This is a genomic window from Rahnella sp. BIGb0236 (assembly GCF_004364755.1).
Lineage (GTDB): Bacteria > Pseudomonadota > Gammaproteobacteria > Enterobacterales > Enterobacteriaceae > Rahnella > Rahnella victoriana.
Genome location: NZ_SOAO01000009.1, coordinates 142,022 through 155,758, shown reverse-complemented (window position 1 = coordinate 155,758; position 13,737 = coordinate 142,022). Strand labels below are relative to the sequence as shown.

The window sequence follows — 13,737 nt, the reverse complement described above, 5'->3', positions numbered from 1 at the left end:
TACAAGTACCACTATCTTTTAAAACCAATTCAGGAAAGAGAACAGGATGCAGCAACTACAAACCGTTATTGAACAAGCCTTCGAGCGCCGTGCGGACATCACCCCGGCTAACGTTGACAGCGTAACGCGCGACGCCATCACTCAGGTTATCAGCAAAATCGACAGCGGCGAATTGCGCGTGGCTGAGAAGATTGATGGCGAATGGGTGACGCATCAGTGGCTGAAGAAAGCGGTACTGCTCTCGTTCAGAATCAATGACAACCAGGTAATGGAAGGCGGTGAAAGCCGTTACTTCGATAAAGTGCCAATGAAATTCGCTGACTACGACGAAGCGCGTTTCCAGCGTGAAGGTTTCCGCGTGGTGCCCCCGGCTGCCGTGCGTAAAGGCGCATTCATTGCCCGCAACACCGTGCTGATGCCTTCCTACGTCAACATCGGCGCTTACGTTGATGAAGGCACCATGGTAGACACCTGGGCGACTGTCGGCTCTTGCGCGCAGATCGGTAAAAACGTACACCTGTCCGGCGGCGTGGGCATCGGCGGCGTGCTGGAGCCCTTGCAGGCTAACCCGACCATCATCGAAGACAACTGCTTCATCGGCGCACGTTCAGAAATCGTTGAAGGCGTGATCGTTGAAGAAGGCTCTGTGATTTCCATGGGCGTTTACATCGGTCAGAGTACCAAAATTTATGACCGCGAAACCGGCGAAGTGCATTACGGTCGCGTGCCGGCTGGCTCGGTAGTGGTTTCCGGTAACCTGCCGTCCAAAGACGGTAAATACAGCCTGTACTGCGCGGTTATCGTCAAGAAAGTGGATGCAAAAACCCTGGGCAAAACCGGCCTGAATGAGTTATTGCGTACCATCGACTAAGATTAAAAATAGCGGGTATCAGTTACCCGCTATTTTTTTATCTTGCTGATGGCAAATTGTGTCATTAATCAACGATTCGAATTCTTCTTCGGTTCATCATGACCGTTAAATATTCTCCTAAACGAAGGTAGCGCTATGTATGACAATCTGAAAAGCCTGGGCATTAATAATCCCGACGATATTGATCGTTACAGCCTGCGTCAGGAGGCCAATAACGACATTCTGAAGATCTATTTCCGCAGAGATAAAGGCGAGTTTTTTGCAAAAAGCGTGAAGTTTAAATACCCGCGCCAGCGCAAAACCATCGTTGCCGACAACGCAGGGCAAGGCTACAAAGAAATCCATGAAATCAGCCCGAACCTGCGTTATGTCATTGATGAGCTGGATCAGATTTGTCAGCGCGATCAGGTGGAAGTGGATCTGAAACGTAAAATTCTTGATGACCTGCGTCATCTCGAATCCGTGGTGGCGAATAAAATTTCTGAGATTGAATCTGATCTGGAAAAACTCACCAACGGTCGCTGATAAATTCCGCAGGGAATACGTTGAATACAAAAAAGGTCAGGCATTTGCCTGACCTTTTTAATTGCGCGAAACCGGAGAACAGCGGCTTTTTATTTCAGCAACTGGCCCCATTTTTCTACCCACGGGATAGCAACAGTTTCCGGCTCGGCGGTTTCCATGGCATCGATTTCCAGCATTTCGCCCACGCGTGATGCGCCCTGCTCCTGCAATAAATCATCCAGCTTATGACCACCGCCGCAGAAATGATCGTAACTGATGTCGCCCAGCGCAATCATGCCGTAACGCAGTTCCGGCTGATAACCCACGGTGTCGCGGATCGCCACATACAGCGGCGCGATGCTGTCCGGCAAATCGCCCTGACCGGTGGTGGATGTCACGATCAGCACAAAGTGATGACGGTAATACTGCCAGGCTTCCAGCGTGCCTTCTTCAAACAGTTTCACGTCATGGCCCTGGCCTTTCAGCACGGTTTCCGCTTCTTCTGCGACGAGTAACGCATTGCCGTATACCGTACCGACAAAAATTCCGACTTCTGCCATGAGCTTCACTCCTGTGTGATGGTCGCTCCCCCGCCAAAATATCGTGCGGAGATCTTAAATTTGTTCATTATCCTGACGGCAAGTTTCAGCAAACTCAACCCTTTCAAGCTCAGGGATTTTCCCCTGCCAGCCAAACTGCGTCACCACGTTTTGCCAGCGGTGATCCCAGCGGGCGTGCAGCGATAATAATTCGCCGGTCACCGGATGTGGCAGTTGCATATGGCTGGCGTGAAGCATCAATCCTGAACAGCCGAAATGCTGCGTCATGCCGCGGTTTTGCTTTAAATCACCATGGGCGCTGTCACCGATAATCGGATGGCGCAAATGCGACATATGCCGGCGCAGTTGGTGTTTACGGCCGGTGTCCGGTTTCAGTTCCATCAGGCTGTAGCGGGCCGTGTCATAACGCCCGACCGCCACCGGCATTTCCACCTGCGCCACCACGCGATAATGCGTGACGGCGGGCTGTGGCGCTTTATCCGGGTTAGCAAACTTATCCGCGATTTTATCCAGCTCTTCGGTCAGCGCGTAATCAAGGGTGCCGTCCTGCGGCACATATCCGCGCACCACGGCGTGATACGTCTTGCTCATCTGGTTATTTTCAAACTGCTGCGACAGCAAACGCGCCACGTCGCTGGACAGCGCCAGCAGTAAAACGCCGGATGTCGGCTTATCCAGCCGGTGAACCGTAAACACATGCTGACCAATCTGGTCACGCAATGTCTGCATCACAAACACCGTTTCATGCCGGTCGAGCCAGCTGCGATGAACCAGCATGCCCGCAGGTTTATTCACTGCGACCAGATGTTCGTCCTGATACAAAATTTCCAGCATGTCAGTCTTCTATATTCAGCAAATCGTCGAGGCGTTGCAGCTGGGTCAGCAAACGGATTGCTTCCGGCATCGCGACTTCAAAATAGGGGGTGATAGCAAAACGGGTGGGCAGTGCCGCATCGGCTTCCAGCAAGGCGTACATGCGCGGGATCAGCACCCACTGCAACCATTGCTCAGCCGACAGGGTATCCACGGAGAACGGCTCTTTGCTTTCAAAGGCTTCCGGTTCCGGCGGCGTGGCATGCCACAATTTGTCATCGCGCATGGCCTGCTCGATGTCTTCTAAAATCTGGCGAACCTGGTTTTCTGTATTCATCAATGACTCTCTTCGTTCATGGCCCCGGGCAGCCTCCGCCAGGGGCGCAAAGCATAACATTGAAGGACTGATGCCCCAACTTTCTGCATCGTATCCATTTTATCTATTCAACCATAAGATTTTCATGGTGGCGATAAACGCCCGATACGGGCAAACTACCGCCACTTTTTTCTTTACAGATGTGTCCTCATGTCCGCAAAACACACTCAAAAAGCCCATGCAACACCCGCCAAAGCCATGCTGGCCTCCGTCACCGGCTACGCCATGGACGGTTTCGATTTACTGATCCTCGGTTTCATGCTCCCGGCCATCACCAGCGAATTTGGCCTGTCATCCTCACAAAGCGGTTCACTGGTGACCTGGACGCTAATTGGCGCGGTGCTGGGCGGCGTGATTTTTGGTCCGATCAGCGACCGTTTCGGCCGTATCCGCGTCCTGACTTTCACTATCCTGATGTTCTCCCTGTTCACCGGTTTGTGTGCCTTTGCACAAGGTTACTGGGATTTACTGATTTACCGCACGCTGGCCGGTGTCGGGCTGGGCGGTGAATTTGGGATCGGCATGGCGCTGATCGCAGAAGCCTGGCCTGCCGAAAAACGCAACCGTGCCTCGGCGTACGTCGGCATGGGCTGGCAGCTCGGCGTGTTAATGGCGGCCTTCCTGACGCCACTTCTGCTCGGTATTATCGGCTGGCGCGGCATGTTCCTGGTCGGTCTGCTGCCCGCGCTGGCGTCTTTCCTGATCCGCCGGACAATGGGCGAACCGGAAGCTTTCGTAAAAAGCGCCACCGCCAGCAATGACGGCTCTCTGTTCAGCCGCATTAAATTACTGTTCCGCGATAAAACCACCACCAAAGCCAGCCTCGGTATTCTGATCCTCTGTTCCGTGCAGAACTTTGGCTATTACGGACTGATGATCTGGATGCCAAGTTACCTGTCGAAAAACTTTGGTTTTTCGCTGACCAAATCCGGCCTGTGGACCGCCGTAACAGTGATCGGCATGACCTTTGGCATCTGGTTGTTCGGCATGTTGTCGGATCGTTTCCCGCGCTGGAAAATCTTCCTGATTTATCAGATTGGTGCAGTCGTGATGGTGGTGTGTTACGCACAACTGACTGACCCGACGCTGATGTTATTCGCGGGCGCGCTGATGGGCATGTTTGTGAATGGCATGATTGGCGGTTACGGCGGGCTGATTTCCGATCTCTATCCGGTGCGTGTCCGGGCGACGGCGCAAAATCTGTTATTTAACCTTGGACGCGGTGTCGGCGGTTTTGGTCCGCTGGTGATCGGCATGCTGGTGGCGCAGGTGTCATTTACCGCGGCCATTACTTTGCTGGCGGCAATTTATCTGCTGGATATTTTCGCAACGTTATTCCTGTTACCGAAAAAGCAGGGACAGGATGATGTATTAGGGGCAATAGGCTGACAGGGGGAGTGTCCGGCGGGAAAATTTTATTGAGACAAAAAGTTGGGGGCACTGTTTACACAGTGCCCCCGGTTCGTTTTATAGCAATCCAGCTACCTAAGTGCTCCCTGCTCAATCCCTGAAAACTTTTCCTGCGGTTATCCTAACCGGCTGTCCTTCGCATCGTCCAACTTTCATCCTGACGGTCTGTCCTAAGTCATCCTGACTGAAATCCCTTGGTCATCTGTGACCCGCTCAGCTTCCTTTGTGAGCTCTCTTCTCCGTCCTGGAGGTGTCCCTGGTTTCGTCCTGAAACATCCTGGCATAATCCGATGCCGTCCTGACTCTTCCTGAGTCGTCCCCTTCTTGATGAATCAGCCATCATCCTGATGTTCTGTTTCATGCTTCCTTTCTGCCCGACTAGAATCGTTGATTTCGCCCTTCCGGGCAAGACAGGCTGTAAGCCATATTCAGGGGGCGTAAGCCGCCTCACACCCCATTTAAAACCTAAATTATTGTTTTTTAATAGTTAACACATTTACCGCAGAAGATAATTAAGTCAAATTAGCGAGATCTCTTACAGCCTTTGTGAGAGATCTCTCACACGCTTGTGAGCCATTTGTGCTCTGCGGGATGGGGTGTTCAACGGATATAAATCAGGCGGGGTAAACAGCGGTCAGCATTGTAAGAAATTCTGGCAACGATGGCGAGAGTATAGTGCGTTTTTTACTGCCGAATTGTTCGAGCAGCACATTGCCGGTCACATTGCATAACGAGACCATATCCAGCTCAGAATCGGTGGTCGCCAGAAAGACCGTTGGCGTCAGTTTCAGCCGCTTTTGCGTCACCAGATGGCCGATCAGATTTTCCTGCAAGCGGGTGAAATCATCCTCGCTCCAGACCTGCAATAACGTCAGCGCATTTCCCTGCCAGCTGGCGGTCATGTCACCGGCATATTGCGTGGTGTAAAACGCATGGGCTTCGGGACGCAATTGTAATTCCAGCGCGCGCTCCACATTTTGCAGCGTTGCTTCCGGGATAAACGTCTGCGTCAGCCAGTAAACCTTATCTTCCTCCGTTTTCACCACACAAGGTGACGCCATACCCAAAAGGGCTTCGCTGGCGGGCGGCATGCCGGTTTCCTGTTGCCAGAGATCGACATAACGCTGAGTAAATTCACGCAATGCTACAGAAACTTCAGACTCCATAATTCTCTCATCTTCCGGTAAGGCTGGGGTAAACTAGGGATTATTCTTTATTGTACCTATTTCGTAAGGTGACAGCATGTCCTCATATCAGGATAACCCCGCCCTGGCGCAACTGACGCTGGGTAAAAGTACGGCTTATGTCGATCACTACGACGCGTCTTTATTACAGGCCGTGCCACGCAGCATGAACCGCGAACCCCTGGGTTTATACCCTGACAACCTGCCCTTTCATGGCGCAGATATCTGGACGCTGTATGAACTGTCGTGGCTCAATGCTAAAGGGTTGCCGCAGGTTGCCGTGGGCGAAATCAGTCTGAATGCTAACAGCCAGAACCTGATCGAGTCCAAAAGCTTCAAGCTCTATCTGAACAGTTTCAACCAGACGGTATTCCCGGACTGGCAGTCCGTGCAGGAAACCTTAACCCGCGATTTAAGCGCCTGCGCACAAGGTGATGTTACGGTAACTGTCAGCCGCCTGTCGGAGATTGAAGGCTCACCGGTCGGACATTTTGACGGCGTTTGCATCGATGATCAGGACATTGAAATCGACAGTTACGAATTCAGCACGGATTATCTGGCGACGGCCAAAGGCGAGGATATCGTTGAAGAATCACTGGTCAGCCATCTGCTGAAATCCAATTGCCTGATCACCCATCAGCCTGACTGGGGTTCCGTGCAAATCCAGTATCGCGGCCCGAAAATCGACCGCGAAGCTTTGCTGCGCTATCTGGTGTCGTTCCGCCATCACAACGAATTCCACGAACAATGTGTCGAACGCATCTTCAATGATCTTCTGCGCTTCTGCCAGCCGGAAAAGCTTGCCGTCTATGCGCGGTATACACGCCGCGGCGGTCTGGACATCAACCCATGGCGATCCAACTTCCCGTTTGAACCTGCAACAGCGAGACTTGTCAGACAATAATGCGAGACGTTGCTCAAGATCTGAGCTAACGCTCTGTCAGCATTGGTAAAAGCCTGATGACGCGGTTACTGTTAATCACAGACGGCGCAAAAAACATGATCCGAAAAATCATGCGCCGTCATCAGGTAGCAGAACTAATCACTGCACCCGTTGGTGTCAAGGAGCAACTTTGATTACACATATCAGCCCGTTAGGCTCAATGGATTTGTTGTCGCAGCTGGAAGTGGACATGCTTAAACGCACCGCGAGCAGCGACCTGTACCGACTTTTCCGGAATTGTTCTCTGGCCGTGCTTAACAGCGGCAGCCAGACTGACAGCAGTAAAGAACTCCTCGATCGTTACGAAAGCTTTGATATCAATGTGCTGCGCAGAGAGCGTGGCGTGAAACTTGAACTGGTGAATCCGCCGGAAGATGCATTTGTTGATGGCCGGATTATCCGCTCGTTGCAGGCCAACCTGTTTGCCGTCCTGCGCGATATCCTCTTCGTCAGCGGGCAAATCGACAACGCCGGTCGCTACCAGAATCTGAATACCGAAAATTCAGCGCATCTGACCAACCTGGTGTTTTCTATTTTACGCAACGCCCGCGCCCTGCATCTGGATGAAGATCCGAACATGGTGGTCTGCTGGGGCGGCCATTCCATCAATGAAATCGAATACCAGTACGCCCGTAACGTCGGCAGCCAGCTGGGATTGCGCGAACTGAACATTTGTACCGGCTGTGGGCCGGGTGCGATGGAAGCGCCGATGAAAGGCGCCGCCGTGGGTCACGCGCAGCAGCGCTACAAAGCCGGACGCTTTATCGGCATGACCGAGCCTTCGATTATTGCCGCCGAGCCACCGAATCCGCTGGTTAACGAACTGATCATCATGCCGGATATCGAAAAACGGCTTGAGGCGTTCGTACGCATTGCCCACGGGATCATTATTTTCCCGGGCGGCGTGGGCACGGCAGAAGAATTGCTGTATCTGCTGGGCATTCTGATGGATCCGGAAAACAGCGATCAGGTTTTACCGCTGATCCTCACTGGCCCGAAAGAAAGCGCCGACTATTTCCACGTTCTCGATGCCTTCATTAAAGAGACGCTGGGTGAGGAAGCCTGTAAGTTCTACACCATCATTATCGACGATCCGACCGAAGTCGCCCGTCAGATGAAACACGCTATGCCGCTGGTGAAAGAGAACCGCCGTAACAGCGGTGATGCCTACAGCTTCAACTGGTCGATTCGTATTGCGCCTGATTTACAGCATCCGTTCGAGCCAAATCACGAAAATATGGCGAACCTGAATCTTTATCCAAACCAGCCGCCACAGGAACTGGCCGCTGCCCTGCGCCGCGCCTTCTCCGGGATTGTGGCCGGTAACGTCAAAGAATTTGGGATCCACGCCATCGAAAAACACGGGCGCTTCAAACTGCACGGTGACCCGGCCTTAATGAAAAAAATGGACAGCCTGCTGCAAGGTTTTGTCGCACAGCACCGCATGAAATTGCCGGGCAGCGCGTACATCCCTTGTTATGAGATTTGTGCCTGACCGACTGAATATACGGCCAGTCACACTTCTGAAGCAGATCTAAGGGCGACGCGAGTCGCCTTTATTATGGAGATTATCATGGCTATACATCTGCTGATTATCGATGCCCTGAACCTGATCCGCCGGATCCATGCGGTGCAGGGCTCGCCTTGTCTGGTGACCTGCCAGAATGCCATCGGGCAACTGATCCAACATACACAACCCACTCATGCCGTCGCCGTGTTCGATGAAGACGACCGCGCCGACAGCTGGCGTCATCAGTGCCTGCCGGACTACAAAGCCGGACGTTCACCGATGCCGGACAACCTGTTCGCGGAAATGCCCAGCCTGAAAGCCGGTTTCGAAGCACAGGGCATCGCCTGCTGGCACTCGGCGGGGAATGAAGCCGATGATCTGGCGGCGACGCTGGCAGCAAAAGTGTCGGCGGGCGGTCATCAGGTCACTATCGTTTCAACGGACAAAGGTTACTGTCAGTTACTGGCACCGAATATCCAGATCCGCGATTACTTCCAGAAACGCTGGCTGGATATGCCTTTTGTGCAGGAAACCTTTGGTGTATTGCCGCACCAGCTGACCGACTACTGGGGACTGGCGGGGATCAGCAGCAGCAAAATTCCGGGCGTGCCGGGCATTGGCCCGAAAACAGCGGTCACCTTGCTGACGCAAACTGGCTCGCTGGATGCGCTTTACGACAATCTGGAAGGCGTGCCGGAAAAATGGCGTCATAAGCTGGAGGAGCACCGGGAACTGGCCTATGCCTGCAAACGGGTGTCGACGCTGCAAACCGACGTCGCGCTGGACGGCAACTTACAGCAACTGCGCCTGCCATAAAAAAAGCGCTTCTCAAAAGGAAGCGCTCAGGAAAGATACTCTGAATAATCCGAGTGGCAGGAAGGCGGCAGGGTGAACACACGCAGCCAACGCATCAGCAACCCGAAGTATGACCAGTATCAGCGATCGCGCTCATCGCGACGTCCGCCAATTGCCGACCAGAAACGGCGAATGTGCACAGTGACTTCTTCGCGATCGTGATATAGCTGTTTGGCGAAGATCTCGGCATTCACGCCATTTTCTTTAAGACGTTCGTCGATGCGCTCAAGAATGTTCGACACTTCTTCGTAACGCTTTTTCATCGGCAGCTTCAGGTTGAAAATTGCCTCACGGCACCAGCCGTTGACCAGCCAGTCACACATCAGTGCCGCCACTTTCGCCGGTTTTTCTACCATGTCACACACCAGCCAGTAGTTCTTTGTACTGGTGGATTTATAGCGGAAGCCATCTTCACGCAGATGGATCACCTGACCGGTTTCCATCAGGCTTGGTGCCATCGGGCCGTTATCGATGGCCGTTACCATCATGCTGCGTTGTGTCAGCTGATAGGTCCAGCCGCCCGGACACGCGCCCAAATCGACGGCGTACATGCCGCTTGCCAGACGCTCATCCCACTCATCGGCAGGAATAAAGACGTGGAAAGCTTCTTCCAGTTTCAGCGTTGAACGGCTTGGCGCTTCGGAAGGGAATTTCAGGCGCGGGATCCCCATATAGAACGGTGAATTGTTATTACTGTAGGAATACCCGACATAACAGCAACCCGGCGCAATGAAGAACACATGGACGACAGGGCGCAACGCATTCTCTTTCTTGCCCAGAACCTTACGTTCACGCATCGCAGCACGCAGCGGCACCGTCAGTTTGCGACAGAACTTGGTCAGTTCTTTACTTTCATTGGTGTCCGGCACTTCCACGCGCAACTCGCCACCGTTGGTGATCACGTTCTGGACCATGCCGACGATCGGAGAAACGCGATCTTCCGGCGGTAAATCTTTCAGCAATTCACCGACCACAATTAACTGACGGGCAAAAATCAGTTCGCGGAACGGCAAATTCTTCGCAATCTTGTCAGCATCATCCGGCTGATAACATTCAAACAGCACATATCCGCTGTTTTCTTTTACGCGGGCAAACCCGAAGATTTCCATCTTCGCGGCTTTGTCGGTAATTTCTGCTGCGCATTCTTTTTCAAAACCCTGACGGCAGTAGAGAGCAACTTTATTCATGGCGTTCGGCCTTTTTCTTCAGGCGCAATGCGCCGATCAACAACAAAATCCAACCGACCAGGAACAAGGTACCGCCAATCGGAGTGACAAAAACGAATAAACGGAGATGTGACAGCGCCAGACAATAGAGGCTGCCGCTGAATAAAACGGTTCCCAGCGCTAAAAAGGCGCTGCTCCAGTAGAACCACACATTGCGCTGGCGCTGCATCGCAACACCCAGAATCATCACCGCCAGCGTATGAATACTTTGATAAGTTAACCCGGTATGGATCCATGCCATTTCCGCTTCGCCGAGCGACTGGCTCAACACGTGTGCGCCAAAGGCTCCGAAAGCGACATAAATAAAGCCGCTGATGGCGGCAAAGATCAACATTGAACGACTGGTCATTATGCGTTACCTGTTATCATTATGTGCCGATAAAACCCTGACAAAACAGTCATATCGACAGACTTACAACTTTCTATCCCCGGCGATCTGGCCTTATGCCTGATCGAAACGAAAACGCAGTTTTTCCTGCTCGCTGGCTGCGCGGGCGAGGATCCACTGACGAAAGGCGGCTATTTTACCCAGTTCTGCCTGACTGTCATGACAAACCAGATAAAAAGCATTTTTGCTGATCAACACTTCACTGAACGGACACACCAGACGCCCGGCCTCAATTTCAGTCTGCGCCATAACATTATTCACCAGCGCGATGCCCTGCCCGTGAACCGCCGCCTGCACCACCATCGCACTGTGGCTGAAAATCGGCCCCTGCTGCACATTCACTTGCTGCAAACCCAGTTGCTTGGTGTAAGCCAGCCAGTCGCGGCGGGAAGCGTCATGCAGTAACGTGTGATGGCTTAAATCGGCCGGTTCCTTCAGCGGATTATCGCCCATCAGCAAAGAGGGAGAACAAACGGGCAGTAAATATTCCGCATATAAACGCTCTGCCCGTAACCCCGGCCAGTTGCCCCGGCCATGGAAAATGGCGACGTCAACATCGTCGGACAATTTGTCCTCTTCACGGTCGACAGCCTGAATGCGCACATCGATGCCCGGATAAGCTGAGTTAAAGCCAGACAATCTTGGCACCAGCCATTGAATCGCAAAGCTTGGCGGCAAACTGACGGTCAGCGCCCCTTTTGCACTGCGCGCCTGCAGTTTGCGCGTGGCTTCATTCAGGGATGAGAATATCTCTTTAATATCCAGATAATAGCTCTGCCCTTCTTCGGTCAGTAACAAAGACCGGTTTCGCCGCCGAAACAGTTTTAGCCCTAAAAAGTCCTCAAGTGACTTAATCTGGTGGCTAACAGCGGCCTGCGTGACGAACAATTCCTCGGCAGCCTTAGTAAAACTAAGGTGGCGCGCTGCGGCATCAAACACCCGCAGTGAATTCAAAGGCGGTAAACGTTTTGACATAGAATGGATACTTCTTATTCGCCGGTAAGCGGAACGCCTGTCCGTGGGTTTAGATATTAGTTTTTTTAATCCGAGACATTATAATTTGTCCGTTGAGGATGTACAGGCAAAAACCTATAGTGGCGCCACTTCCTGAGCCGGAACGAAAAGTAGATTGGTATGAGGATGCTGAAATACTTTTGGCTTGTGGTTGTGATGTTGTGTTTGCAATTGTCTGGCAATCCGGACACGTAGCTTGAATGCTACAAACTTTTCACTTCCTGTACATTACCCTGTCTGTCCAAAGTGATTTTTTAGCACCGCAATTTGCGGTGCTTTTTTTTACCCTTTTTTTGCCGTTCATGCTGTGCGATGCGGGCAAAAGGGTCGTCAGGCGAGCGCATAATGTGACAAAACCGGCCACATCGCAAGAGGGGCCGGTTTTGTCATAAAGCACAGTGTGAGGTTACCTGAGCATCAGACTCAAGGTGTTCACATCGGGGATCAATTCCCTTCTGCCATTTCTTTGATTTCAGATTTATTGATCTGCTGCTTGTTGCCATACGCATCGGTATAACTGATCATACCGGTATCACTGTCCGTGCTCGGTTTGCCATCCGCAACAATGGTACGGCCATCGTTGGTATGCATCACGTAGTTGCTCGAACAGGCGGCAAGTGTTGTCGTCAGCAGTGCAGCAGAAATTACGGCGGCGATCTTCTTCATCATAGACTCCTTGCAGATTAAAATGCTTTAAATTCCTGGTAAGACTCCAGGCTAATGCTTCTAGTCATCGTAATTCAGCATAACAAACCTCTGATAAATTTCCAGGTAACCATTCCTAAAATGAATAAGTGGCTTGTGTTACAGATACACCTGTATTTCTCACTCAGGCCGAAGGATCCGATTTCGTATGACTGATTTTAATCCTGCTGATTTCCGTCAACAGTTTCCCGCGCTGTCTCAGGGGCAGTGTTATCTCGACAGCGCCGCCACAGCACTGAAACCGCAGGCCGTGATCGACGCCACCCTGAATTTCTATTCGCAGGAAGGCGCCACCGTTCACCGCAGCCAGCACCGGGCCGCGCAAAACCTGACTGAAACCTATGAACAGGCCAGAACGCTGACCGCACAATGGATTAACGCGCCGCGTTCTGAGGATATCGTCTGGACACGGGGGACCACAGAATCAGTCAATATGGTGGCACAAGGCTGGCTACGCCCGCGTTTACAGCCCGGCGATGAAATCATTGTCAGTCAGGCGGAACATCACGCGAACCTGATCCCGTGGCTTATCGTGGCTGAACAGTGTCAGGCGCAGGTCATCACGCTGCCGCTGGATACTGACGGCGTACCGGATGTTCAGGCGCTCCCTGCCCTGCTTAACAGCAAAACCCGCCTGCTGGCGCTGACGCAAATGTCGAATGTCACCGGCGGCATGCCCGATATTGCCCGCGCCATCGAACTGGCACACGCTAACGGCACGCCGGTGATGATCGATGGCGCACAAGGTGTGGTGCATTGTCCGCCGGACGTTCAGCAGCTGGATATCGACTTTTATGCCTTTTCCGGTCATAAGCTTTACGGGCCGACCGGTATCGGCGTGCTGTACGGCAAAACGGCATTACTTGAAAGCATGGCACCGTGGCAAGGCGGGGGCAAAATGCTGACCCTGGCATCCATGACGGGATTTATCCCTCAGGCGGTGCCGCATCGTTTCGAAGCCGGTACGCCAAATATTGCCGGAGTAATAGGAATGGCGGCCGCGCTGACCTGGCTGAAAGAGGTCGATATGCCCGCTGCCGAAGCGCATGCACAACGTCTTGCGACGCTGGCTGAACAGCAGCTTTCTGCACTTGAAGGTTTCCGCAGTTTCCGCTGTCAGAATTCATCGCTGCTGGCATTTGATATTGCCGGTGTGCATCACAGTGATCTGGTGGCGTTACTGGCAGAACAGGGGATTGCACTACGTGCCGGGCAACATTGCGCCCAGCCCCTGATGGAGGCGCTGGGCATCAGCGGAACATTGCGTGCCTCGTTCGCGCCTTATAATAATGAGCAGGACGTCACCCGGCTGGCCACGGCAGTTCACTATGCGCTCGACCTGCTGGCGGATTAACATCATTGAAGACTTCGAGGAACA

The 13,737-nt window shown here is 52.7% G+C and carries 15 protein-coding genes; 7 read left to right on the top strand and 8 right to left on the bottom strand.

The annotated features are described in order from the left end of the window. Positions 1-46 precede the first annotated feature (46 nt). Together dapD and EDF78_RS17980 are read left to right on the top strand one after the other, a co-directional pair. Positions 47-871: a 2,3,4,5-tetrahydropyridine-2,6-dicarboxylate N-succinyltransferase gene (gene dapD, locus EDF78_RS17985; protein ID WP_119822824.1), complete on the top strand. Its 825-nt coding sequence runs from the start codon at positions 47-49 to the stop codon at positions 869-871. 135 nt (positions 872-1,006) lie between these two features. Beyond that, on the top strand, positions 1,007-1,396 hold the full coding sequence (locus EDF78_RS17980; RefSeq protein WP_013574189.1) for a DUF3461 family protein: 390 nt from the start codon (positions 1,007-1,009) through the stop codon (positions 1,394-1,396). An 89-nt stretch (positions 1,397-1,485) separates the two neighbouring features. Here EDF78_RS17980 and EDF78_RS17975 read toward each other — a convergent pair whose 3' ends face one another. Genes EDF78_RS17975 through EDF78_RS17965 form a run of 3 tightly spaced genes read right to left on the bottom strand, consistent with a single transcriptional unit; the run spans position 1,486 to position 3,085 of the window. Continuing rightward, positions 1,486-1,935 (bottom strand): flavodoxin, encoded by a 450-nt coding sequence (locus EDF78_RS17975; protein ID WP_095923220.1) that lies wholly within the window; start codon positions 1,933-1,935, stop codon positions 1,486-1,488. 54 nt (positions 1,936-1,989) lie between these two features. Continuing rightward, a complete protein-coding gene (gene truC, locus EDF78_RS17970; protein ID WP_095923221.1) occupies positions 1,990-2,769 on the bottom strand; it encodes a tRNA pseudouridine(65) synthase TruC in 780 nt (259 codons plus the stop codon). A 1-nt stretch (position 2,770) separates the two neighbouring features. Beyond that, a complete protein-coding gene (locus EDF78_RS17965) occupies positions 2,771-3,085 on the bottom strand; it encodes a YqcC family protein (RefSeq protein WP_095923222.1) in 315 nt (104 codons plus the stop codon). 189 nt (positions 3,086-3,274) lie between these two features. On the opposite strand from EDF78_RS17965, the gene EDF78_RS17960 reads away from it, so the two are divergent. Next, positions 3,275-4,513 carry an MFS transporter gene (locus EDF78_RS17960; RefSeq protein WP_133823604.1) on the top strand — a complete coding sequence of 413 codons (1,239 nt, stop codon included), beginning with the start codon at positions 3,275-3,277 and terminating at the stop codon, positions 4,511-4,513. Positions 4,514-5,148: 635 nt separating this feature from the next. On the opposite strand, the gene syd is transcribed toward EDF78_RS17960, so the two are convergent. Continuing rightward, the gene (gene syd, locus EDF78_RS17955) at positions 5,149-5,700 is read right to left on the bottom strand and encodes a SecY-interacting protein (RefSeq protein WP_119822827.1); all 552 of its coding nucleotides are present in this window, start codon (positions 5,698-5,700) and stop codon (positions 5,149-5,151) included. A gap of 76 nt (positions 5,701-5,776) precedes the next feature. On the opposite strand from syd, the gene queF reads away from it, so the two are divergent. From queF to xni, 3 genes are all read left to right on the top strand, one after another. Beyond that, on the top strand, positions 5,777-6,622 hold the full coding sequence (gene queF / locus EDF78_RS17950) for an NADPH-dependent 7-cyano-7-deazaguanine reductase QueF (RefSeq protein WP_119822828.1): 846 nt from the start codon (positions 5,777-5,779) through the stop codon (positions 6,620-6,622). A 169-nt stretch (positions 6,623-6,791) separates the two neighbouring features. After that, the gene (gene ppnN / locus EDF78_RS17945; RefSeq protein WP_095923226.1) at positions 6,792-8,156 is read left to right on the top strand and encodes a nucleotide 5'-monophosphate nucleosidase PpnN; all 1,365 of its coding nucleotides are present in this window, start codon (positions 6,792-6,794) and stop codon (positions 8,154-8,156) included. Between the two features lie 78 nt (positions 8,157-8,234). Further along, on the top strand, positions 8,235-8,987 hold the full coding sequence (xni, locus tag EDF78_RS17940; protein WP_119822829.1) for a flap endonuclease Xni: 753 nt from the start codon (positions 8,235-8,237) through the stop codon (positions 8,985-8,987). 119 nt (positions 8,988-9,106) lie between these two features. Here the strand turns inward: xni and rlmM are convergent, their stop codons facing one another. The 4 genes from rlmM to EDF78_RS17920 all read right to left on the bottom strand — a co-directional run bounded on the left by rlmM (position 9,107) and on the right by EDF78_RS17920 (position 12,320). Continuing rightward, a complete protein-coding gene (rlmM, locus tag EDF78_RS17935; RefSeq protein WP_095923228.1) occupies positions 9,107-10,213 on the bottom strand; it encodes a 23S rRNA (cytidine(2498)-2'-O)-methyltransferase RlmM in 1,107 nt (368 codons plus the stop codon). Beyond that, positions 10,206-10,601, bottom strand: coding sequence for a DUF423 domain-containing protein (locus EDF78_RS17930; RefSeq protein ID WP_095923229.1), 396 nt, complete (start codon positions 10,599-10,601; stop codon positions 10,206-10,208). Before EDF78_RS17930 ends, rlmM begins: the two co-directional genes overlap by 8 nt. Positions 10,602-10,694: 93 nt before the next feature. Next, positions 10,695-11,615 carry a transcriptional regulator GcvA gene (locus EDF78_RS17925; RefSeq protein WP_095923230.1) on the bottom strand — a complete coding sequence of 307 codons (921 nt, stop codon included), beginning with the start codon at positions 11,613-11,615 and terminating at the stop codon, positions 10,695-10,697. Between the two features lie 483 nt (positions 11,616-12,098). After that, positions 12,099-12,320: a YgdI/YgdR family lipoprotein gene (locus EDF78_RS17920; protein WP_095923231.1), complete on the bottom strand. Its 222-nt coding sequence runs from the start codon at positions 12,318-12,320 to the stop codon at positions 12,099-12,101. 187 nt (positions 12,321-12,507) lie between these two features. Between EDF78_RS17920 and csdA the strand changes: the two genes are divergently transcribed. Continuing rightward, positions 12,508-13,713, top strand: a complete 1,206-nt coding sequence (gene csdA / locus EDF78_RS17915; RefSeq protein WP_133823603.1) for a cysteine desulfurase CsdA — start codon at positions 12,508-12,510, stop codon at positions 13,711-13,713. The last annotated feature ends 24 nt before the right edge of the window (positions 13,714-13,737 follow it).